Here is a 17,702-nt window from a genome sequence, read left to right on the forward strand (position 1 = left end):
GCTCGAACCCCCGGGCAGCCCCGTCCCTCAGGAGCACCTCGCCGCGCCCATGCAGTACGTTCGTGGCATGTCCAAGGCCGCCAAGTCCTCACGCAACGCAAGCTCAGACGCTCCGGAGAGTGCCGCGGGCAGCCGTGCCGCCGCCCAACGGCTCAAGATGCGCAGGGAGCTGGCGGCCGCGGCCATGGAGCTCTTCGCGTCCAAGGGGTACGAGGCCACGACGGTCGACGAGATCGCGGCGCAGGCCGGGGTGGCCCGCCGGACCTTCTTCCGGCACTTCCGCTCCAAGGAAGAGGCGATCTTCCCGGACCACGACGACACCCTGATCCGCGCGGAGGCGGTGCTCAACGCGGCGCCGCCGCACGAGCACCCGCTGGACACGGTGTGCCGGGGCATCAAGGAAGTCATGAAGATGTACGCGGCGTCGCCCGCGGTCTCCGTGGAGCGCTACCGCCTCACCCGCGAGGTGCCCACGCTCCGCGAGCGCGAGATCGCCTCGGTGGCCCGTTACGAGCGGCTCTTCACGCGCTATCTGCTGGGCCACTTCGACGAGCACGCGCACCACGACGGCAACGACGATCCGCTGCTCGCCGAGGTCGCCGCCTCCGCCGTGGTCACCGCCCACAACCACGTGCTGCGGCGCTGGCTGCGGGCCGGCGGCCAGGGCGACGTGGAGACCCAGCTGGACCACGCCTTCGCCATCGTGCGCCGCACCTTCGGCAGCGGCATCGGTGCGGGCCGCGACACCCTGCCCGCCGCGGCCCCGGCGACGGCGTCGGTGCGGGGTGAGGTCCTGGTCACGGTGGCGCGCACGGACGCGCCGCTCGACGAGGTCATGCGGACCATCGAGAAGGCGCTGCGCGAGCACTCATAGTCACCCGTTTGACCCGATTCGTCCGTGGCTTTCGAGGGGGCGCTACCGACCGGTAGCGCCCCCTTCGTCGTGCTCGCACCCCTTCTGACCTGCACTGATCGATCATCGGTCAAAAATTAATGGCACCCAGTGTCTTGCCCGTTGGCACGCGGTGCCATACGTTGAGGGTGTCCGGGCGGCCGGCGTACAGCGAAATCCCGTACGCCGGCTGTCCCCTCAAGCCACGGCTTGTGCGCCCGGACGCCTGCGTCACAGGCACCTCCCACGCCCCACCAAGGCGTCGCCGAGCACCACCCTCCGCCGAACCGACGGCACACCTCCACCGCTACTTCAGCACCCGACGCAACCCTCAAGAGCGTTCCCTCAGACGCTTCTTCGCCGGAGGCAATACCGTGAAGGAAATCCTGGACGCGATTCAGGCGCAGACCCGCACCGCGAACGGCACCGCCGCGGTCACGTCGGCCGACTTCGCCGCTCTCCCCCTGCCCGACTCGTACCGCGCCATCACCGTGCACAAGGACGAGACGGAGATGTTCGCCGGGCTCGAGACCCGCGACAAGGACCCGCGCAAGTCGCTCCACCTGGACGACGTGCCGATCCCCGAACTCGGCCCGGGCGAGGCCCTGGTGGCCGTCATGGCCTCCTCGGTCAACTACAACTCCGTGTGGACCTCGATCTTCGAGCCGGTGTCCACGTTCAGCTTCCTGGAGCGGTACGGCAGGCTCAGCGAGCTCACCAAGCGCCACGACCTGCCGCACCACATCATCGGCTCCGACCTGGCGGGCGTCGTGCTGCGCACCGGCCCCGGCGTGAACGCCTGGAACCCCGGTGACGAGGTCGTCGCGCACTGCCTCAGCGTCGAGTTGGAGTCGTCCGACGGCCACAACGACACGATGCTCGACCCCGAGCAGCGCATCTGGGGCTTCGAGACCAACTTCGGCGGCCTCGCCGAGATCGCGCTCGTCAAGTCCAACCAGCTCATGCCCAAGCCGGGCCACCTGAGCTGGGAGGAGGCCGCGTCCCCCGGTCTGGTCAACTCCACCGCGTACCGCCAGCTGGTGTCCCGCAACGGCGCCGGCATGAAGCAGGGCGACAACGTCCTGATCTGGGGCGCGAGCGGCGGACTCGGCAGCTACGCCACGCAGTTCGCGCTCGCGGGCGGCGCCAACCCCATCTGTGTGGTGAGCAGCCCGCAGAAGGCGGAGATCTGCCGCGCGATGGGCGCCGACGCGATCATCGACCGGAACGCCGAGGGGTACAAGTTCTGGAAGGACGAGCGGACCCAGGACCCCAAGGAGTGGAAGCGCTTCGGCAAGCGCATCCGCGAGCTCACCGGCGGCGAGGACATCGACATCGTCTTCGAGCACCCCGGCCGCGAGACCTTCGGCGCCTCGGTCTACGTCACCCGCAAGGGCGGCACCATCACCACCTGCGCCTCGACCTCGGGCTACATGCACGAGTACGACAACCGCTACCTGTGGATGTCCCTCAAGCGCATCATCGGCTCGCACTTCGCCAACTACCGCGAGGCGTGGGAGGCCAACCGCCTGATCGCCAAGGGCAAGATCCACCCCACGCTCTCCAAGACGTACCGCCTGGAGGACACCGGCCAGGCCGCCTACGACGTCCACCGCAACCTCCACCAGGGCAAGGTCGGCGTCCTCGCCCTCGCGCCCGAAGAGGGCCTGGGTGTGCGCGACCCCGAGATGCGGGCCCAGCACATCGACGCCATCAACCGCTTCCGCAACGTCTGAACGCACTGAGGAGCAGCGGAACATGACAGAGCGCCAGAAGGACCGGCCGTGGCTCATGCGGACGTACGCCGGTCATTCCACGGCGGAGGCGTCCAACGAGCTGTACCGGCGCAACCTCGCCAAGGGGCAGACCGGGCTCTCGGTCGCCTTCGACCTGCCCACGCAGACCGGCTACGACCCCGACCACATCCTCGCCCGCGGCGAGGTCGGCCGGGTCGGTGTGCCGGTCTCGCACCTCGGTGACATGCGACGGCTGTTCCAGGACATCCCCCTGGAGCAGATGAACACCTCGATGACGATCAACGCCACCGCCATGTGGCTCCTGGCGCTCTACCAGGTGGTCGCGGAGGAGCAGGGTGCGGACATCACCAAGCTCCAGGGGACGACGCAGAACGACATCGTCAAGGAGTACCTCTCGCGCGGGACGCACGTCTTCCCGCCGGGTCCTTCGCTGCGGCTGACCACCGACATGATCACGTACACGGTGGCCCGCATCCCCAAGTGGAACCCCATCAACATCTGCAGCTACCACCTCCAGGAGGCGGGGGCCACACCGGTCCAGGAGATCGCGTACGCGATGTCCACCGCCATCGCGGTTCTCGATGCCGTACGCGACTCGGGGCAGGTTCCCGAGGAGAAGTTCGGGGACGTCGTGGCCCGCATCTCCTTCTTTGTGAACGCGGGTGTCCGCTTCATCGAGGAGATGTGCAAGATGCGGGCGTTCGGGCGGATCTGGGATCAGGTCACGCGCGAGCGGTACGGCATCGAGAACCCGAAACACCGCCGGTTCCGCTACGGCGTGCAGGTCAACTCCCTTGGCCTGACCGAGGCCCAGCCGGAGAACAACGTCCAGCGCATCGTCCTGGAGATGCTGGCCGTCACCCTCTCCAAGGACGCACGCGCGCGTGCCGTGCAGCTGCCCGCCTGGAACGAGGCACTCGGCCTGCCCCGGCCCTGGGACCAGCAGTGGTCGCTGCGCATCCAGCAGGTCCTCGCGCACGAGAGCGACCTCCTGGAGTACGAGGACATCTTCGCGGGCTCGCACGTCGTCGAGACCAAGGTCGAGGAGCTCGTCAAGGAGTCCCTGACCGAGATGGAGCGGATCGAGGAGATGGGCGGCGCGATGGCCGCCGTCGAGTCCGGCTACCTCAAGTCGCAACTCGTCTCCTCGCACGCCGAGCGCCGGGCGCGCATCGAGTCCGGCCAGGAGAAGATCGTCGGCGTGAACTCGTACGAGTCCACCGAGCCGAGCCCGCTCACCGCCGACCTGGACGCGGCGATCATGACGGTCGACCCGGCCGGCGAGGCGCGCACCGTGCGGGCCATCAAGGAATGGCGCGACACCCGCTACCAGCCGCCGTTCAACCACCCGCGCCCGTGCAAGGCCCTGCAGCGCCTCAAGGAGGTGGCCGCGGGGACGGGCAACCTCATGGAGGCCACCCTGGAGTGCGCACGCGCCGGTGTGACGACCGGGGAGTGGGCCGGGGCCCTGCGGGAGGTATTCGGGGAGTTCCGGGCGCCCACGGGCGTCTCCAGCGCTCCGGTGGCCGTCGCGGCGGAGGAGGGCTCGCCGCTCGCCCTCGTCCGCGAGAAGGTCGCGCGCACCGCCGAGGAGCTCGGCGGCGGCCGCCTCCGCTTCCTGGTCGGCAAGCCCGGCCTCGACGGGCACTCCAACGGCGCCGAGCAGATCGCGGTGCGCGCCAGGGACGCCGGCTTCGAAGTGGTCTACCAGGGCATCCGCCTCACGCCCGAGCAGATCGTCGACGCGGCGCTCGCCGAGGACGTGCACGCGGTGGGCCTGTCGATCCTCTCCGGCTCGCACGCGCAGCTCGTGCCCGACGTGCTGGAGCGGCTGCGCGAGGCCGGCGCCCCCGACATCCCCGTCATCGCCGGGGGCATCATCCCCAACAGCGACGCCGAGGACCTGAAGGCGGCGGGTGTGGCCGCCGTCTTCACCCCCAAGGACTTCGGCATCACCGAGATCATCGGCCGTATCGTCGACGAGATCCGGAAAGCGAACAAGCTCGACCCACTGGAGGTCCCCGCATGACCGCGCCCATCAACCGCCTTCGTCCGCGACGCTCGTGTCTCGCGGTACCGGGTTCGAATCCGCGCTTCCTGGAGAAGGCCCAGGGCCTCCCCGCCGACCAGGTCTTCCTCGACCTGGAGGACGCCTGCGCGCCGCTGGCCAAGCCGGAGGCCCGGCACACCATCGTGAAGTTCCTCAACGAGGGCGACTGGACGGGCAAGACGCGGGTCGTGCGCGTCAACGACTGGACCACCGAGTGGACCTACCGCGACGTCGTCACGGTCGTCGAGGGCGCGGGCCAGAACCTCGACTGCATCATGCTGCCGAAGGTGCAGAGCGCCGAGCAGGTCGTCGCCCTCGACTACCTGCTCACGCAGATCGAGAAGACGATGGGCTTCGAGGTCGGCAAGATCGGCATCGAGGCGCAGATCGAGAACGCGCGGGGCCTCAACAACGTCAACGCGATCGCCGAGGCCTCCCCGCGCGTGGAGACCATCATCTTCGGCCCGGCCGACTTCATGGCCTCCATCAACATGAAGTCCCTGGTCGTCGGCGAGCAGCCGCCCGGCTACCCGGCGGACGCCTACCACTTCATCCTGATGAAGATCCTGATGGCGGCCCGCGCCAACAACCTCCAGGCGATCGACGGCCCCTACCTGCAGATCAAGAACGTCGACGGCTACCGCGAGGTGGCCAACCGCGCCGCCGCGCTCGGTTTCGACGGCAAGTGGGTCCTGCACCCGGGCCAGGTCGAGGCGGCCAACGAGGTCTTCTCGCCCTCCCAGGAGGACTTCGACCACGCCGAACTGATCCTGGACGCGTACGAGTACTACACGTCCGAGGCGGGCGGCAAGAAGGGCTCGGCGATGCTCGGCGACGAGATGATCGACGAGGCGAGCCGGAAGATGGCGCTCGTCATCTCCGGGAAGGGCCGTGCGGCCGGGATGACCCGCACGTCCAAGTTCGAGGCCCCGGAGGCGTAAGACACATGCAGTTCGGCCGCACCTACGAAGAGTTCGAAGTCGGCGCCGTGTACAAGCACTGGCCCGGGAAGACGGTCACCGAGTACGACGACCACCTCTTCTGTCTGCTCACCATGAACCACCACCCCCTCCACATGGACAGCAACTATGCGGAGAAGACGACGGACTTCGGGAAGAACGTCGTCGTCGGCAACTACATCTACTCGCTGCTGCTCGGCATGTCCGTGCCGGACGTCTCCGGCAAGGCGATCGCCAACCTGGAGGTCGAGTCGCTCAAGCACGTGGCGCCGACCTTCCACGGCGACACGATCTACGGCGAGACGACGGTCCTCGACAAGACGCCGTCGAAGTCCAAGTCGGACCGCGGGATCGTGTACGTGGAGACCAGGGGCTACAAGCAGGACGGCACGCTGGTCTGCGTGTTCCGCCGCAAGGTGATGGTGCCCACCGAGACGTACATCAAGGAGCGCGGCGGAGAGCAGCCCGGCCGCCCGGAGCCGAAGAGCCAGGAGAAGTGACGTCATGAGCCGACTCGCGCAGACCGCCGGTCTCACCGACATCCAGCAGGAGATCCTCTCCACCGTCCGGGACTTCGTCGACAAGGAGATCATCCCGGTCGCCACGGAGCTGGAGCACCGCGACGAGTACCCGCAGCAGATCGTCGACGGCCTCAAGGAGTTGGGCCTCTTCGGGCTCATGATCCCGGAGGAGTACGGCGGCCTCGGCGAGTCGTTGCTCACGTACGCGCTGTGCGTCGAGGAGATCGCGCGTGGCTGGATGTCGGTCTCCGGCATCATCAACACCCACTTCATCGTCGCCTACATGCTCAAGCAGCACGGCACGCAGGAGCAGAAGGACACCTTCCTGCCGCGGATGGCGGCCGGCGAGGTGCGGGGCGCGTTCTCGATGTCGGAGCCGGGGCTCGGCTCCGATGTGTCGGCGATCACGTCCAAGGGCGTGAAGGACGGCGACGAGTACGTCCTCAACGGTCAGAAGATGTGGCTGACCAACGGGGGAACGTCGACTCTGGTGGCCGTTCTGTGCCGGAGTGACGAAGGACACCCGCAGGGCACGGCGCCGCACAAGTCGATGACGACCTTCCTCGTGGAGAAGGAGCCCGGATTTGGAGAGGTCCGGCCCGGTCTCACCATCCCCGGCAAGATCGACAAGATGGGTTACAAGGGCGTCGACACGACCGAACTCATCATGGACGGGCTGCGAATTCCGGCCAATCGCGTGCTCGGCGGGACCACCGGCCGAGGTTTTTACCAAATGATGGACGGCGTCGAAGTGGGCCGCGTCAATGTCGCGGCGCGTGGCTGCGGTGTCGCGCAGCGTGCATTTGAGCTCGGTGTCTCATATGCCCAGCAACGCCACACTTTCGGCAAGGCCATCGCCCAGCATCAGGCGATTCAGTTCAAGCTGGCCGAGATGGCTACCAAGGTCGAGGCCGCCCATGCGATGATGGTAAATGCAGCGCGCAAAAAGGACTCCGGGGAACGAAACGACCTTGAAGCAGGTATGGCGAAGTACCTCGCCTCCGAGTACTGCAAGGAAGTAGTGGAGGATGCGTTCCGGATTCACGGCGGTTACGGCTTCTCGAAGGAGTACGAGATCGAGCGCCTCTACCGGGAGGCCCCGATGCTGCTGATCGGTGAAGGTACCGCCGAGATCCAGAAAATGATCATTGGCCGACGGCTACTCGAAGAGTATCGATTCCAGGGCTAGATGCCCGGTTTGGGGCACTTTCACCGAGAAGAAGATCACACCCTGTCAACACTCTTCGGCCGCCGACTCAGCTTCCTGGCTTGCCCAGTTGTGGCCCGCAACCGATAGCATCCGGAAAAAGCCGCCGTCCCCCGTATCACTGCGCGGCATCATCCGCTACGAAGGTCATCCATGCCCCACAGCCAAACCTCTGCACCACGCGACGGCATTCTTCAGGGACGCCTTGCTCGCGGAGCATCGCCGTGGCTCCTGCCGACCGTCGCAACCGCGGCACTCAGCCTCGCTCGCGCGCGCCGCTCCAAGGGCGCCGCGGCCGTAGCCGTGCCCGCCACCGCGCTGGCGGCGGGCATGCTGTGGTTCTTCCGCGACCCCGAGCGCGAGATCGCTCAGGGCCGGGTCATCTCCCCCGCCGACGGCGTGGTGCAGAGCATCATGCCGTGGAAGGACGGGCGGACCCGCGTCGCCATCTTCATGAGCCCGTTGAACGTCCACGTCAACCGCGCGCCCCTGGCCGGCACCGTGACGTCCGTGGAGCACATCCCCGGCGGGTTCGTCCCGGCGTTCAACAAGGAGAGCGAGAACAACGAGCGCGTTGTCTGGCACTTCGACACCGAGCTCGGCGACATCGAGATGATCCAGATCGCGGGCGCGGTCGCACGGCGCATCGTGCCGTACGTGCCGCAGGGCACGAAGGTGGAGCAGGGCGAGCGGATCGGCCTGATCCGGTTCGGCTCGCGCGTCGACATCTACCTCCCCGAGGGTGTCGAGGTGGACGTCGAGGTCGGTCAGAAGACCGTGGCTGGGGTGACTCGCATTGACCGTGGTTGATCCCGAGACTCAGGCGGGCTGGGTGCCCGAGGCGGTGGAGGACGAGGCCGACGAGGAGATGCCTCTCTCACTGCGCCTCTCGATAGCGGACACCCTTACGCTCGGCAACGCCACGTGCGGCTTCATGGCGGTGTACTTCACCACCACGGGGATCCTCATCCCGCACCTCCAGGGCAGCAACGAGAGCGGCATGGCGCGGCACTCCGCCGCGACCGCCGTGATCCTGATGCTCTGCGCGGCCGTCTTCGACCTCTTCGACGGGCTCGTGGCGCGCAAGCTGCGGTCCTCGCCGATGGGCGCGGAGCTGGACAACCTGTCGGACCTGATCAGCTTCGGTCTGGCGCCGGCGTACTTCGTCCTCGTCTACGGCATGGTCGCCGACGACGCCCATCAGCGGGTGGCGGCGGTCGGCGCGATCGTCGTGCTGCTGGCGGTGGTGCTGCGGCTTGCGCGGTTCAGTTGCGTGACCGTGAAGGACGGCACCTTCCAGGGCATGCCGTCCCCCTTCGGAGCGCTGACGGTCGTCTCGATCGTGCTCCTGGAGCTGCCCTTCGTGGCGACGCTCCTCGCGATCATCGGCACGGCCTGGCTCATGGTCAGCCGCGTCGAGTACCCGAAGCCGCGGGGCCCCCTCGCGGTGGCCATGCTCTCCTGGATCGTCGCGGCGATGGGGCTGCTCGCGGCCTGGGCGTTCGAGGCGCCGGGCGGCCAGCTGCTGCTGCAGACCGGCTGCGCGCTGCAGCTCGTCCTCGGTGCGGTGATTCCCCTCTTCGCCACGGCTCGGAGGGTGAACAACTTCCGCGGCAATCGTCGTGAGGCGCGCGCCACGCAGTGACTTAGCGTCGCTTGAACGGTGCGAAGAGGGGCCTGAACCGGATGGTTCAGGCCCCTCTTCGCGTACCCTCTGTCGCCCTTCGGGCTCGTCCTCAAGCGCCGGACGGGCTGAGAGTTTGCGGGCTCGTCCTCAAGCGCGGGACCGGCTGAGAGTTTGCGGGCTCGTCCTCAAGCGCCGGACGGGCTGAAGCCTCGTGCGGCCTGTGCCGTGCCCGGCTTGCGGACGACCCTCATTCCGCCCGTCGCCTTCTTGTCCGGCTGGAGGATCACGCTCTCCTTGGAGGAGGGGGCCTTCGGGTTCGTGAAGTTCTGGGGGACGCCGAAGCCCGCGTCGAAGTCGTCGATGGTCAGGAGCGCCTTGTCCACGCCCTCGCGGGTGAGGTCCTTGGCGGCGCACGCCTTCTTCAGGGCCTCGCCGAAGACGGACGCCGCCGTCCAGCCCGCCACGACGCCGTTGTCCAGGGCGTCCTCGGGGTGGGCCTTGCGGTAGTCGGCGACGAGCTTCTTCGCGGCGTCCGTGTCCGCCCCGATGGGCAGGGTGGGCGAGGCCACGTAGTAGTTCTTCGTCAGGGCCGGGCCCGACTGCGTGGCGAGGAGCTGCGGGGCGAACGCGGAGTTGTTGCCGATCACCGGGACGTCGAAGCGGCCGGCCGCCGCGACACCGACCAGGGAGGCGGCCTGGCGCGGACCCGCGCTGATCACGACGGCCTTGACGCCCGCCTTCTTCAGGGCGGAGACCTGGGCGGTCATGTCGTTGTCCGTCGGCTTGATCTTCTGCTCGACGACGGTGAGCCCCGCCTCGGCGGCCATGTGCTTCGAGCCCCTGAGGGCGCTCTCTCCGTAGTCGCCCTCGAAGTAGACGTGGCCGAGCTTGTCGCCCTTCTTGAGGCCCTTCTCCTTCATGAGGAAGTCGATGGCGTTGATCGTCTCCAGGTCGTACGTCGAGCCGACCACGCGCACGTACCGGCTGCCCAGCAGGTTCGACGACCAGGCCTGCGGCAGGACCAGGCCCTTGTCGCCGTCCACGCGCTGCTTGACCGCGGCGACGAACGGGGAGCCGATGAACTGGGCGAAGCCGAGCACCTTCGGCTCCAGCTCCGTGTAGGCGGCGACGGCCTTCTGCGGGTCGTAGCCGTGGTCGCGGACGGTGAGCTTCAGCTTGCGGCCGCAGATGCCGCCGTCGGCGTTGACCTGGTCGACGTAGAGCTGCTGGGCCTGGGTGACGCTCTTGCCGAGGGTGGCGTAGACGCCGGTCATGTCGGTGAGCACGCCGAGGTCGATGCTCTTGGCCGTCACGCCGGTGCCGGTCCGCACCCCTCCCGCGCCCTCTCCCCCGCCGTCGTCGTCCTTCGCCTTCGAGCTGCACGCGGTCAGCGCGAGCAGCGCGGCGAGGGCGGTGGTGGCCGCCGTGGCCCTGGTCAGTGTGTGCATGCTTCCTCCCCTGGAGTGTCTGGACGTGGCCTGCTGCGCCGGTCGGCGATGCGTACCAGGCCGCCGGGCAGGAAGAGCACCACCGCCACGACGGCGGCGCCGTACAGATACCGGGACGCCTCACCCGGTGAGATCCCGCCGGTGCCGGGCGCCGAGACGAGCGGCAGGGCCTCGCTGTACCGGCCGAGCAGCTGCGGCAGCAGGGATACGAGGGCGGCGCCCGCGACCGCGCCTGCGACCGACCCGAGGCCGCCGATGACGATCATCGCGAGGTACTCCAGGGAGAGCGTCATGCCGAAGTAGTCGGGCACGGTGCGCTGGAAGACCAGGGCGAGCAGCACGCCGGCGAGGCCCGCGTACATCGACGAGAGGACGAAGACCCCGGCGCGGTAGCGGGCCACGGGCACGCCCATGACGCCGGCGGCCACCCGGTGGTCGCGGATGGCGTTCAGGGCCCGCCCCGGGCGGCCGCGCAGCACGCCGCGGGCGAAGAGCCCGCAGCCGAGGAGCAGCACGAGTCCCGCGTACCAGAGCTTCTCCGCGGACCCGAACGGTACGGCCGCGATCACCACCTCGCGCTCGTCGAAGGTGAGGCCGAAGAGGTCGAGGGGCGGCACCTCACGCCCGTTGGAGCCGCCCGTGAGGTCGTGCGCGTTGAACAGCACGTGCTGGCCGATGAAGATCAGGGCGAGCGTCGCGATGCCGAGGTAGGCGCCGTGCAGGCGGCCCGCGATAGGGCTGAAGAGCCCGCCCGCGAGCCCGGCGAGGGCCACCGCGAGGGCCGCGGCGACCCCGGTGGGCAGCGATAGCCCTGTGAGGCCGTCGCCGCCGTCCCCGGCGAGCGCGCAGTATCCGTACGCCCCGATGGCGAGGAAGAAGGCGTGCCCCATGGAGAGCTGGCCGGTCGCGCCGGTGAGCAGGTTGATGCCGATCGCGCCGATGGCGGCGGCCATCGCGAAGAGGCCTGCCTGGAGCCAGAAGCGGTCGAGGTAGAAGGGCAGCGCGAGCAGCAGGACCGCGCCCGCCGCCCAGAGGTACGGGCGGGGGCTGCGGGCGCGCTCGGTGCGGATACGGGTACCGGTTCGGGTACGGGTGCCGCTGCTGGTCTCAGACACGGGCGAGCTCCTTCGTGCCGAAGAGTCCGGCGGGCCGGATCAGCAGGATCGCTGTCATGACGAGATAGGGCGCGAGGTCGCCGAGGCCCCGGCCGAGGAAGGTCAGGTCGCTCTGGTAGCCGGTGGCGAGGGACTCCGTCACGCCCACCACGAGTCCGCCGACGAGGGCGCCGGTCGTCGAGTCGAGGCCGCCGAGGATCGCGGCCGGGAACGCCTTGAGCGCGGCCAGCGAGGTCGTGCGTTCCAGGCCCGGCGTGGGGAAGACCGTGAGGAAGAGCGCGGCGACGGCGGCGAGGGCGCCCGCCACCGCCCAGGCCCCGAGGGAGACCCTGCCGAGCCGCACGCCCATGAGCGCGGCCGTCTCGGGGCTCTCGGCGGCGGCCCGCATCGCCACGCCCCACGAGGTGTGGCGGAAGGCGAGCAGGAAGACGGTGATGAGCAGCGCGGCGGCGACGAGCGCGGCGATGCGGGTGTGGGCCACGGAGACCGGCCCGAGGGTCAGCACGCCGTCGCCCCAGGGGTCGCCGAGCGGCAGCACGTCCGTGCCGAGGCGGCGGGTGAGTTCGGTGGTGAGCAGGATGTCGACGCCGATGGTGACGATGGCGAGCACGCTGGGGTCGCTGCCCCGGTAGCGGCGCATGACGAGGAACTCGACGGCGGCGCCGACCACGGCCGCCCCCGCGATGCCGACGAGCAGCGCGGGCCAGAAGCCGAGGTCGTCGTGGAGCGACGCGGTGAGGTAACCGCCGGCGAGGAGCAGGGAGGCGTGCGCGAAGTTCACCACTTCGGTGGCGCGGAAGATGACGACGAAGCCGAGGGCGATGAGGGCGTAGACGGACCCCAACGAGACGCCATTGAGGAGGAGTTCGGTGAGGGTGGTCATGAGCGGGGCTCTCCTTCGCCGCTGCGGTCTCCTTCGGCGGTGCGGTCGCCGTCGCCTTCCGGGGTGCGGTCGCCGTCGCCTTCGGCGGTGCGGTCACCGTGGCCCGTGCCGCCGCTCTCCCCCGTACCACCGCTCTCACCGAGGTAGGCACGGATGACAGCCGGGTCGTTCTGTACGGCGCCCGGGGTGCCGTCGGCGATCCGGCGGCCGAAGTCGAGTACGGTCACCGCGTCCGCGAGCCGCATCACCACCCCCATGTCGTGTTCCACCAGGACGATCGAGATGCCGAGGCTGTCGCGGACGCCCGCGATGACGGCCGCGGTGCGGCGCCGTTCGTCGGCGGTCATGCCGGCGACGGGCTCGTCGAGGAGCAGCAGCCGCGGCTCCATGCACAGTGCGCGGGCCAGCTCGGCGAGTTTCTGCTGCCCGTACGGCAAGGAGCCCGCGGGCAGGTCGAGTTGGCGTTCCAGGCCGACGAACGCGGCGATCTCGCGGACGCGTTCGCGGTGGCGGCGCTCCTCGCGGGCCGCCGAGGGCAGCCGCAGTCCTGCGGCCACGAATCCGGCGCGGGTCAGCCGGTGGCGGCCGAGCAGCAGGCTGTCGGCGACGGTGGCGCGCGGCGGCAGGGCGAGGTTCTGGAAGATCCGGGCGACGCCCAGGCCCGCGATGCGGTGCGGGCGCATCCCGGTGAGCTCGTGGGTGCCGAAGCGGACGCTGCCGCTGGTGGCGCGGTAGACCCCGGAAAGGACGTTGAAGCAGGTCGACTTGCCCGCGCCGTTGGGCCCGATGACCGCGTGCACGGTGCCGGGGCGGACGGTGAAGCTGACGGCGTCGAGGGCGGTGAGCCCGGCGAAGCGGACGGTCAGCTCACGCACGTCCAGTGACGGCACATCCCGGGGCGGTACGGATACGTCCAGGGGCGGCACGCTCCCGGTCGACGCATCCAGGGCCGGCACGTCCCGCCCCCGCGCACGCTCCCGCCCCGTCACGGCGTGCCCTCCCACCGCGTAAGGACCGGCAGCGCGCCGAGGCCGTGGGAGGCGTCGGCCGCCGCGTCCTCGTCGACCACGCCCAGGTAGCGGCGGCGCACCTCGTCGGTGGCGGCGAGCTCGTCCGCGGGCCCGGCGAGGGCGACCTCGCCGACGTCGAGGACGTACGCCGTGGAGGCGAGCCGCAGCGCCAGGGCCGCGTTCTGCTCGACGAGGAGCACCGAGGTGCCCTGCGCGTTGATCTCACGGATGGTGTCGGCGATGCGCGCGGCCATCAACGGCGCGAGCCCGAGGGAGGGTTCGTCGAGGAGGAGCAGGCGCGGGGAGGCCATCAGCGCCCGGCCCACCGCGAGCATCTGCTGCTCCCCGCCGGACAGCAACCCCGCGCGCTGCGTGCCGCGTTCGGCGAGGACGGGGAAGAGGTCGTGGACCCGGCGCAGGGCCGCCGCCTTGACCGCGCGCGAGCCGGTGCCGCCGAGCGCCCCGGCCCGCAGGTTGTCGGTGACGGTCATCCGGGCGAACACCCGCCTGCCCTCGGGCACTTGTGAGATCCCGGCGCCGACCACGCGGTCCGGCGCCAGCCCCTCGATGCGGCGCCCGCCGAAGTGGATGTCGCCCGAGGTGAGCGCCCCGCCGTGAAAGCTGAGGGTGCGTGAGATGGCACGCAGCAGCGTGGACTTGCCCGCGCCGTTGCCGCCGAGCACGGCGACGACGGCGCCGTCGGGCAGGTCGAGCGAGACCCGGCGCAGGGCCCGTACGGGTCCGTACCCGACCGACACGTCGCGCACGACGAGCCCTCCGCCGCGCAGGCAGGCCCCGGCCCGGTCCGCGCGTTCCCCTGTGGACCCGTCCACGTGTCGACCCCCTTGTCCCGCACGGCCCTTCGCCATCGCGTGGCGCTCACCCCAGCACCGCGGGGGCGGCCCGTCCACGGGCCGCGGGCGAAACGCTGCGGGAGACCAGCGGGGGCGGCCCGCGGTTGTGCACGCGCACAACACCGCGTGTCAGGGGCCTGCCGGAGTGGGCCGAGGGGTGGCATCCTCCGCACCAGCGCTGATCTGACGCCGTCGTCGACGGCATGCCGGCAACACCCTCTCGACGTCCCCGAGACGTCCCGGAGCGCGGCGACGGAGGCAACGATGACCGGCCCCACGGGCGGACGCAGGCCGCGGAACGGACACGACTGGAAGCTCCTCAAGGAGGCGTGCACGGCTCTGCTCCCCCGGCTGCCCGAGCTGGTCGAGGAGCATCTGCGCCAGCTCGGCGAGCACTCGTCGGTGTACGGGCACGTCCTGCCGCACGACGCGCAGTGGGCGGAGGCCGAGGAAGCCATGCGGATCGGCATCGAGGCGATCTCCGCGCCTCGGGCGTCGCCGCGCCGCGACCTGGAGTACGCGGAGGAGGCGGGCCGCCGCCGCGCCCAACAGGGCCTGCCGCTCGACCTGTTGGTGCACTCGTACCGCAACGCGGGCTATCTGGTGTGGGACGCGCTGTTGGAGGGCGCGGCGGGGCGGGAGCCGGAGCGGCTCGCGGTCCTGATGCGGTCGGCGACGATGGTGTGGTCGGCGGTGGACGCACAGGCCGCAGTGGCGTCCGACGCCTACCGCGCGACCGAGCTGGAACTGCGGCGGCGCACCGACGAACAGCTCCAGGCGCTGCTCGACGCGCTGCTCGAGGGCAGGTCCGCGCCGGGGCTCGCGGCGCGCGCGGCGGCCGGTCTCGATCTGCCCGAGCACGGGCCGTACGCGGTGGTGGTGCTCCGCGTGGAGCGGCGCGACGGGCGCGAGGCCTTCCACCGGCAGATCCAGCGGGCCGGGTACCGCTTCGTCTGGCGGATGCGGACGGACTGCGAGGTCGGCGTGGTCGCGCTCGCCCCGGCGGGCAGCGGCTGCGCGGACGGCCCGGAAACCGACGGCTCTGCCGGCGGGGACGGCTTCGGCAGCGGGGACGGCGGGCTCGACGGGCTGGCCCGGCTCCTTGAGGGCCGCTGCCCCGGCCCCGGCGGGATCAGCCCCGTCGTGGGCGGCCTCGCGGAACTGGGCCACGCCCGGCGGCTCGCGGAGCTCGCGCTGCGCACCTGCCCGCCGGACGCGACCGGCATCGTACGCCTTGACCGGCGGATGCCGACGGCCCTGGTGGTGAGCCAGCCGGAGCTCGCGGGGTTGCTGGTGGCGGACGTGCTCGGCGAGGTGCTCGCGCTCGAACCGGCGGACCGCGCGGTGCTGTTGGAGACGCTGGACGCGTGGCTGGCCTGCGAGGGTTCGGCGGGGCGTGCGGCCGGGCGCCTCTACTGCCACCGCAACACGGTCTTCAACCGCCTGCGCCGACTGGAGCAGTTGACCTCCCGCTCGCTGGCGCGGCCGCGGGACCTGGTGGAGGTGGCGCTCGCGGTGGAGGCGCACCGGCTCTCGCACCGGGCCCGCCCGGCGTGAAGGGGCGGGCCAACCCGGCATGAAGGGGGCGGGCCCGCCCGGGGTGAAGGGGCGGGCCCGGTACGGGAGTTCAGGTGCTGATCAGATCCTGGAAGGCGCTCGCCGACTCGGCCGTCGACCGGCCGAAGGGCGCGTCGAAGTTCCAGACCAGGAAGAGCAGGAAGGCGATCAGGGCGCTGAAGGTGCCCGCGAGCAGCATTTCCCGTGCGGAGCGCCTGATCTGCAGCGTGAAGATCAGGCCGACGGTGACGAGCGCGCCGCTGACCAGGCCGAACCAGACCACTCCGGGGAGGGTCTCCTCGGCGTTGTCCGCGCGGGTGCGGCGCGCCTCGTCGGCGGCGGCCACCTGGTCGAGGAGCGGCTGGTAGGTCTGCGCCTCCAGGTCGTTCGCGGGCGGGCGCTCGGCGATGTCCTGGCGCAGGGTGTCGAGGAGTTCACCGCCGCGGTCGGTGAGTTCGTGGTTTTCGATCATGCGCGGCCACTCGACGCGGGTCACGTGCTCGCCGTACTGCCGCACGTCCTGCTGGACGCGCTCGCGCACGTCCGCCGGGTAGACCTGTACGCGCCGGGTGATCTCGTGCAGGGCCTGCGCCTCGTCGCGGGTGCCGTCCTGGGCGGCGCCGCGGGCCTCCCAGACGCCGGCGATGGCGAGGCCGAGGACGATCGCGTAGACGACGCCGACCATCATCACCATGTATTCGAGGACGTCGGGCGTCTGGCTGGGGTCGTCGTCGTCCGGCACTCTGCGGTGTCTGAGCACGGTGACGGTCAGCACGACCGCGCAGGCCAGCACCATGGCCAGACCGAGTACGAACCATTCCGTCACGTGGGGCCTCCGGAGGGCGGGTTGGGGCGGGATCGGGCGCCGGACGCGGCGGAGCGCGAGCGTGGGCGCAGCAGTGCGGCGGCGAGGACCGCGGGGGTGGTGACGACCATCGTCGTGGTGACCATCGAGCGCCCGCCCACCCGCTCACGCTCCCCGGCGGGGTGGTAGCCGGGTGGCCCGAAGGACGGCGGGGGCGGCGGGGGCGGCTGGGCGGACCGCGCCCGCGCGGGGTGCGGTGCGGTCTCCAGTCGTACGGGAACGACGAGCTCCCGCACCCGTGGCGCGGCCGGCGCCGGTGGTTCGGCGGGGCGCTTGGTGGGGGCGGGGGCGGGAGCGGGTGGGGGCGCGGGAGGAGGGGCCGCGTGGAGCGCTCCGGGGGCGGGAGTGGCGACCGGCGCTCGGGCCGGCCGCGCGCCGGGGGTGCGGGCCGGTTCGGGCACCGGCTGCGGCGCGTCGTCGGCCGCGGCGGGCGGCAGGTCCGGACGGCAGATCTCCAGCCGTTCCGCCAGGACCACGCCGAGCGCCTCGACCCGCGCGTCGACGGACAGAGCGCCCACCGGGCAGAGGGTCGCGACGATGCCGAGACCGCCCCCGAGCTGCACCCACCCGGTCAAGATCGAGTCCTCTTCACGCCCTGAAGAAACGATCACGTCCCCGGTACGACACGGGGCGGGCTTGCAGCCCGATCCAACGGGCGCGGACGAGAGGCCCCGCAGCCGTGCGGGCAGCCGCGGAGGCGGGGAACCGGGGGCGAAAAAACCCGAAGCCACGGCCGAGGCGAATCCTGGCGGAGGCGCCCGACCCGAGACGGGTCCTGGCGGAGGCGCCCAACCGAGACGGAACCTGGCGGAGGCGCCCGACCGAGACGGGTCCTGGCGGAGGCGCCCAACCCGAGACGGAACCTGGCCGAGGCGCCCGACCGAGACGGATCCAGGCGGAGGCGCCCGACCGAGACGGAACCTGGCCGAGGCACCCAACCGAGAGGGATCCAGGCGG

The 17,702-nt window shown here is 70.7% G+C and carries 16 protein-coding genes; 9 read left to right on the top strand and 7 right to left on the bottom strand.

The window, feature by feature from the left end; all coding sequences use genetic code 11:
• The first annotated feature begins 49 nt into the window (after window positions 1–49).
• The 8 genes from ACFYO9_RS10265 (at window position 50) to pssA (ending at window position 9,031) form a co-directional block, all read left to right on the top strand.
• The gene (locus ACFYO9_RS10265) at window positions 50–874 is read left to right on the top strand and encodes a TetR family transcriptional regulator (protein WP_355816232.1); all 825 of its coding nucleotides are present in this window, start codon (window positions 50–52) and stop codon (window positions 872–874) included.
• Window positions 875–1,266: 392 nt separating this feature from the next.
• Window positions 1,267–2,628 carry a crotonyl-CoA carboxylase/reductase gene (gene ccrA / locus ACFYO9_RS10270; RefSeq protein WP_388666120.1) on the top strand — a complete coding sequence of 454 codons (1,362 nt, stop codon included), beginning with the start codon at window positions 1,267–1,269 and terminating at the stop codon, window positions 2,626–2,628.
• Between the two features lie 22 nt (window positions 2,629–2,650).
• Complete coding sequence (locus ACFYO9_RS10275) at window positions 2,651–4,678, top strand: protein meaA (RefSeq protein ID WP_355816015.1); 2,028 nt, start codon at window positions 2,651–2,653, stop codon at window positions 4,676–4,678.
• Window positions 4,675–5,640 carry a CoA ester lyase gene (locus tag ACFYO9_RS10280; protein WP_358776920.1) on the top strand — a complete coding sequence of 322 codons (966 nt, stop codon included), beginning with the start codon at window positions 4,675–4,677 and terminating at the stop codon, window positions 5,638–5,640. Before ACFYO9_RS10275 ends, ACFYO9_RS10280 begins: the two co-directional genes overlap by 4 nt.
• Window positions 5,641–5,645: 5 nt before the next feature.
• Window positions 5,646–6,158 carry a MaoC family dehydratase gene (locus tag ACFYO9_RS10285; protein WP_355816021.1) on the top strand — a complete coding sequence of 171 codons (513 nt, stop codon included), beginning with the start codon at window positions 5,646–5,648 and terminating at the stop codon, window positions 6,156–6,158.
• A 4-nt stretch (window positions 6,159–6,162) separates the two neighbouring features.
• Entirely contained in the window at window positions 6,163–7,368 is a 1,206-nt protein-coding gene (locus tag ACFYO9_RS10290) for an acyl-CoA dehydrogenase family protein (RefSeq protein WP_358776921.1), read from the top strand.
• 171 nt (window positions 7,369–7,539) lie between these two features.
• On the top strand, window positions 7,540–8,196 hold the full coding sequence (locus ACFYO9_RS10295) for a phosphatidylserine decarboxylase (protein ID WP_078593758.1): 657 nt from the start codon (window positions 7,540–7,542) through the stop codon (window positions 8,194–8,196).
• Window positions 8,183–9,031, top strand: coding sequence for a CDP-diacylglycerol--serine O-phosphatidyltransferase (pssA, locus tag ACFYO9_RS10300; protein WP_355816030.1), 849 nt, complete (start codon window positions 8,183–8,185; stop codon window positions 9,029–9,031). Before ACFYO9_RS10295 ends, pssA begins: the two co-directional genes overlap by 14 nt.
• A gap of 167 nt (window positions 9,032–9,198) precedes the next feature.
• On the opposite strand, the gene ACFYO9_RS10305 is transcribed toward pssA, so the two are convergent.
• The 5 genes from ACFYO9_RS10305 to ACFYO9_RS10325 all read right to left on the bottom strand — a co-directional run bounded on the left by ACFYO9_RS10305 (window position 9,199) and on the right by ACFYO9_RS10325 (window position 14,257).
• Window positions 9,199–10,461, bottom strand: coding sequence for an ABC transporter substrate-binding protein (locus tag ACFYO9_RS10305; RefSeq protein WP_358776922.1), 1,263 nt, complete (start codon window positions 10,459–10,461; stop codon window positions 9,199–9,201).
• The gene (locus ACFYO9_RS10310; RefSeq protein WP_388666123.1) at window positions 10,449–11,576 is read right to left on the bottom strand and encodes a branched-chain amino acid ABC transporter permease; all 1,128 of its coding nucleotides are present in this window, start codon (window positions 11,574–11,576) and stop codon (window positions 10,449–10,451) included. The genes ACFYO9_RS10305 and ACFYO9_RS10310 overlap by 13 nt, the downstream gene beginning before the upstream one ends.
• A complete protein-coding gene (locus ACFYO9_RS10315) occupies window positions 11,569–12,459 on the bottom strand; it encodes a branched-chain amino acid ABC transporter permease (protein WP_355816035.1) in 891 nt (296 codons plus the stop codon). Before ACFYO9_RS10315 ends, ACFYO9_RS10310 begins: the two co-directional genes overlap by 8 nt.
• Window positions 12,456–13,349 (bottom strand): ABC transporter ATP-binding protein, encoded by an 894-nt coding sequence (locus tag ACFYO9_RS10320; protein WP_358776975.1) that lies wholly within the window; start codon window positions 13,347–13,349, stop codon window positions 12,456–12,458. Before ACFYO9_RS10320 ends, ACFYO9_RS10315 begins: the two co-directional genes overlap by 4 nt.
• Before the next feature lie 95 nt (window positions 13,350–13,444).
• Window positions 13,445–14,257, bottom strand: coding sequence for an ABC transporter ATP-binding protein (locus tag ACFYO9_RS10325; protein WP_358776976.1), 813 nt, complete (start codon window positions 14,255–14,257; stop codon window positions 13,445–13,447).
• A gap of 330 nt (window positions 14,258–14,587) precedes the next feature.
• On the opposite strand from ACFYO9_RS10325, the gene ACFYO9_RS10330 reads away from it, so the two are divergent.
• On the top strand, window positions 14,588–15,880 hold the full coding sequence (locus ACFYO9_RS10330; RefSeq protein ID WP_358776923.1) for a helix-turn-helix domain-containing protein: 1,293 nt from the start codon (window positions 14,588–14,590) through the stop codon (window positions 15,878–15,880).
• Between the two features lie 70 nt (window positions 15,881–15,950).
• On the opposite strand, the gene ACFYO9_RS10335 is transcribed toward ACFYO9_RS10330, so the two are convergent.
• Window positions 15,951–16,706, bottom strand: coding sequence for a hypothetical protein (locus ACFYO9_RS10335; RefSeq protein WP_358776924.1), 756 nt, complete (start codon window positions 16,704–16,706; stop codon window positions 15,951–15,953).
• Window positions 16,703–17,320 carry a hypothetical protein gene (locus tag ACFYO9_RS10340; protein ID WP_358776925.1) on the bottom strand — a complete coding sequence of 206 codons (618 nt, stop codon included), beginning with the start codon at window positions 17,318–17,320 and terminating at the stop codon, window positions 16,703–16,705. Before ACFYO9_RS10340 ends, ACFYO9_RS10335 begins: the two co-directional genes overlap by 4 nt.
• Between the last annotated feature and the right edge of the window lie 382 nt (window positions 17,321–17,702).

Source organism: Streptomyces sp. NPDC005863 (assembly GCF_042871345.1).
Lineage (GTDB): Bacteria > Actinomycetota > Actinomycetes > Streptomycetales > Streptomycetaceae > Streptomyces.

Bases quoted from the DNA above. Each gene is read 5' to 3' on its own strand.
- ACFYO9_RS10330 (WP_358776923.1), top strand. From the start codon at position 14,588: ATGACCGGCCCCACGGGCGGACGCAGGCCGCGGAACGGACACGACTGG.
- ACFYO9_RS10290 (WP_358776921.1), top strand. From the start codon at position 6,163: ATGAGCCGACTCGCGCAGACCGCCGGTCTCACCGACATCCAGCAGGAG.
- ACFYO9_RS10305 (WP_358776922.1), bottom strand. From the start codon at position 10,461: ATGCACACACTGACCAGGGCCACGGCGGCCACCACCGCCCTCGCCGCG.
- ACFYO9_RS10275 (WP_355816015.1), top strand. From the start codon at position 2,651: ATGACAGAGCGCCAGAAGGACCGGCCGTGGCTCATGCGGACGTACGCC.
- ACFYO9_RS10295 (WP_078593758.1), top strand. From the start codon at position 7,540: ATGCCCCACAGCCAAACCTCTGCACCACGCGACGGCATTCTTCAGGGA.
- ACFYO9_RS10285 (WP_355816021.1), top strand. From the start codon at position 5,646: ATGCAGTTCGGCCGCACCTACGAAGAGTTCGAAGTCGGCGCCGTGTAC.
- ACFYO9_RS10265 (WP_355816232.1), top strand. From the start codon at position 50: ATGCAGTACGTTCGTGGCATGTCCAAGGCCGCCAAGTCCTCACGCAAC.
- ACFYO9_RS10280 (WP_358776920.1), top strand. From the start codon at position 4,675: ATGACCGCGCCCATCAACCGCCTTCGTCCGCGACGCTCGTGTCTCGCG.
- ACFYO9_RS10315 (WP_355816035.1), bottom strand. From the start codon at position 12,459: ATGACCACCCTCACCGAACTCCTCCTCAATGGCGTCTCGTTGGGGTCC.